Annotated in this window: 5 protein-coding genes; 1 reads left to right on the forward strand and 4 read right to left on the reverse strand. The window is 40.3% G+C overall.

Annotated features, from left to right (window positions below; all coding sequences use genetic code 11):
• Window positions 1-133: 133 nt before the first annotated feature.
• A complete protein-coding gene (locus N7974_RS20225) occupies window positions 134-334 on the forward strand; it encodes a hypothetical protein (RefSeq protein ID WP_262967336.1) in 201 nt (66 codons plus the stop codon).
• 160 nt (window positions 335-494) lie between these two features.
• Here the strand turns inward: N7974_RS20225 and N7974_RS20230 are convergent, their stop codons facing one another.
• The 4 genes from N7974_RS20230 to N7974_RS20245 form a co-directional block, all read right to left on the reverse strand.
• Window positions 495-1,499, reverse strand: coding sequence for a class 1 fructose-bisphosphatase (locus N7974_RS20230; RefSeq protein WP_262967337.1), 1,005 nt, complete (start codon window positions 1,497-1,499; stop codon window positions 495-497).
• 120 nt (window positions 1,500-1,619) lie between these two features.
• The gene (locus tag N7974_RS20235; RefSeq protein ID WP_262967340.1) at window positions 1,620-1,892 is read right to left on the reverse strand and encodes a SemiSWEET transporter; all 273 of its coding nucleotides are present in this window, start codon (window positions 1,890-1,892) and stop codon (window positions 1,620-1,622) included.
• A 353-nt stretch (window positions 1,893-2,245) separates the two neighbouring features.
• Window positions 2,246-2,779, reverse strand: coding sequence for a copper resistance protein NlpE (locus N7974_RS20240; protein WP_262967338.1), 534 nt, complete (start codon window positions 2,777-2,779; stop codon window positions 2,246-2,248).
• Window positions 2,780-3,180: 401 nt separating this feature from the next.
• Window positions 3,181-3,401, reverse strand: a 221-nt coding sequence (locus N7974_RS20245; protein WP_262967339.1) for a hypothetical protein, incomplete at its 5' end; no start/stop codon positions are given.

Genomic DNA, 3,401 nt, shown 5'->3' on the forward strand with positions numbered 1-3,401 from the left:
ATGCAAAATCTTCAGAATTACCAAAGATGTTTATCGGGGTAAGCACAAGCATTACTCCCTGACATGGAATTTAGTGGCTGCTCTTGTTAACTTACGCTATGACTGTATTTAGGAAAGATGTCTAATACCTAAATTGACCGCATTACTACTGCTTTTTATTGCTGTCATTGGCTGTGAAGAAAAGGATAAGCAAGTCAAAGCGCCCGATCCTGTTGTATTTAAATCCCAACTAGAAGCCTTGGACAAAGCCAAACAAGTCGAACAGATACTTCAGGATAAAGCAGCACAACAACGAAAAACAATAGATGAAAGCACTAACGGCCAAGGGCAATAAAGCATTCAAATAAGACAAAGAAGGCTTTTTCAACACCAAAACCTGAATCACATAGCTAAAAGTCTTTTATTCACCATAAAGACACGAAGTTTTTACCTTGGATTCCTTCGTGTTTTCGTGGTGTTATTACTTAAAGTTGATACCTGTGAGCCAATCGACATCATCCCTCCTGATGATAAGCGACAATGCGTTCAACTTCATTTTTTGATCCCAAAACCAAAGGTACTCGCTGATGAATACCTGTTGGTTGCATAGTAAGAATACGTTCGCGTCCGGTAGAACAAGCACCACCCGCTTGCTCAATAATAAACGCCATCGGGTTCGCTTCATACATAAGACGTAGCCTGCCGGGCTTTAACGGTTCGCGTAAATCCAGCGGATATAAAAACACGCCGCCACGCGTTAAAATTCGATAAACCTCGGCAACCAACGAAGCAATCCAGCGCATATTAAAGTTTTTTCCGCGCGGACCTTCTGCCCCTTGTAAACATTCATCAATATAGCGCTGCACAGGCGGTTCCCAGAAACGTTGGTTTGACATATTAATAGCAAATTCACTGGTTTCTTCCGGAATTCTTATGGCTGGATGGGTCAGAATAAATTCACCGATATCCTTATCAAGCGTAAACCCGTTAACACCATGCCCGGTTGTTAGCACCATCATCGTTGATGGCCCGTAAAGCACAAAACCGGCACAAACCTGCTCAATGCCTTTACGCAAAAAATCTTCAACGACAGGTTCAACGCCTTCACGACAATGTAAAATAGAAAAAATAGTCCCCACGGCCAAATTAACATCAATGTTTGAAGAACCATCCAGAGGATCAAATAAAGCCAGATATTTACCCTTGGGATACTCGGCTGGAATGGCAATAATATCATCGACTTCTTCTGATGCCATACCCGCCAGATGTCCGGTCCAGTTTAGTGCATTGACCATAATCTCATTGCTAATGATGTCCAGTTTTTTTTGCACTTCACCCTGCACATTCTCCGACTCGGCACTACCCAAAACACCCACAAGATTACCCTGATTAACCAGATGGGATATTTTTTTACAAGCCGTCACAATATCATTCAGCAATAATGTAAACGTTCCTGATGCCTCCGGCAAACTACGCTGCTGCTCAATAATAAACTGGGTCAAGGATACTTTATTTACCATTCTTTATATCTCCATGGGTACTTTATTATTCCAAATAATTATTTTTAGGTGCCGGTGAATATTACCCGTCAATCCTTACCGCTATGCCATCAGCGCTAACTGATTATTGAAGCATCCCTATTAACCATCCTTGAATAGCACATTATAAATCTTGAAAAAAAGTATCGATGCGGCCAACACCAAAGTGATTGCATTGGCAAAAATGATTGCTTCATCCGAGATATAAACGCCGTAGATTAACCAAAAGAACACCCCCAGCGTAAACAGGCTATACATACTCAACGAAAGAGAAGCGGTATCTTTGGTTTTTATCGTTAAAATGGCTTGAGGTAAAAAGGAAGCTGTTGTTAATGTAGCGGCTACATAGCCAATGATTTCCGGCGTGATTATCATAGATCTGGTTTTATTTTTTGTTGGCATAACCGGTATTACAGGAGCAACGGCGGTAATTTTAAAAGCTGAGTCTATTAGCTCACTATAAACATGTCAACATCAGGAGTCAGGCAATAATCTAGGTAGCCTGAAATCCCACTCATCAGGTAAAATAAAACAACAATAATCAAGTAGCTTGCCATAAATAAACTGTCACAAATTAACAGAGTTAACCAGTTTATAATCTATAGTCTTTCGTCCATTCGCATCGCTGTAAACTCCTAAGGATACCATCCCTTCAAGGGATGGTATCCTTAGCATCGAAATTATTTATCTGAGAATCCATATACTATTTTTGCAAGACCCAGTTGTTTCTAATGAATATGTATCTCGCGTGATTTTACCGTATCGCTGCTACGCAAAGCATAGCTATCCTCATCATCTCCCTTCATTTGCGTGCCATCGGCATTAAGCAGGATCAGCGTGCCTTCATCTTTAATAAGATATTGTCGAATATTTGCTTCGTTACGCGACGTTAAAACAACCGTATGTTTTTCCTCATTCCAGGTATATTTGCCTTTTTCATAAAACTCCCTTGACGACTCTTTTGCTGGCTGAGTAACCAACAGATAATTATTATTTTGCTTTAAAGACAGTGTTGATTTAATCCCGTTACAATCCTTGCACGGCAGATAACCGTAAAAAATACCATGAAAGTCCAGGCTTTTATCGATAGGTGCCACATGGGCTGAATGATCCGTGCTTTGCTGATGGTTCTTAATACGTGCTTTGACAAAACTTTCTTGCATTGTTGTATCTGTCGCGGCCATTGCAAGACTACCAGAAAGCAGCAGACTGAAAGAAATCAAAGCCAACTGTTGTTTTAAGCGTTTTGTTAATACTGGCATATAAGCTCCTGTTTTGATGGTTCGGGCTTGTTTCGTAACCGGTTAATATAACTGGAATCTTACCGAGGTCAAATAATATAACTCAATATAACCGGACTCAAAATGTTGTTTTTACACATTAACTTCAGACCATTTCAATGGCTGGCTTACAGAAAACACCGGGATAGCGCTTAGCAACAGGCTGTTTTAAGTAAAAACCAAAAACTTGACTAGATTGAAAATGACTGTAAAAAAGAGGTAACAACCTACTGATTGGAACATAGTTGTCCACACAAGTCGTTATCGGCATGGACTGCCAGAATATTTCCATATTGACGGATACCATCCCTTCAAGGGATGTTATCTGTATGAGCTTAAAGTAATGTGAATTGGACATTTAATTTCCGAAAGTCTATAGATACCTATGCCAAACAAGAAGGCACCGAGTAATCACCGCCGCGTGATCGACGAAGATTTCGATTAATGATCAAGAAATAAACATTCATGGCCACCCTCTTAATAGACATCTTTCCTAAATAATCAACATAGAGCTTGGTCTTAATAAGGTTAAAATAGCGACCTGCCTTTGAAAACACGGATAGCCATGACCCCTTATGCCCAACTGCCCAAGCACAAGCCTGAA

The sequence above is a fragment of the Methylobacter psychrophilus genome (genome assembly GCF_025583945.1).
Taxonomy (GTDB): Bacteria; Pseudomonadota; Gammaproteobacteria; order Methylococcales; family Methylomonadaceae; genus Methylobacter_C; species Methylobacter_C psychrophilus.

What these genes read in the sequence shown, in the direction of transcription:
- N7974_RS20230 (WP_262967337.1), bottom strand. Translation starts at nt 1,499, where the DNA reads ATGGTAAATAAAGTATCCTTGACCCAGTTTATTATTGAGCAGCAGCGT.
- N7974_RS20235 (WP_262967340.1), bottom strand. Translation starts at nt 1,892, where the DNA reads ATGATAATCACGCCGGAAATCATTGGCTATGTAGCCGCTACATTAACA.
- N7974_RS20240 (WP_262967338.1), bottom strand. Translation starts at nt 2,779, where the DNA reads ATGCCAGTATTAACAAAACGCTTAAAACAACAGTTGGCTTTGATTTCT.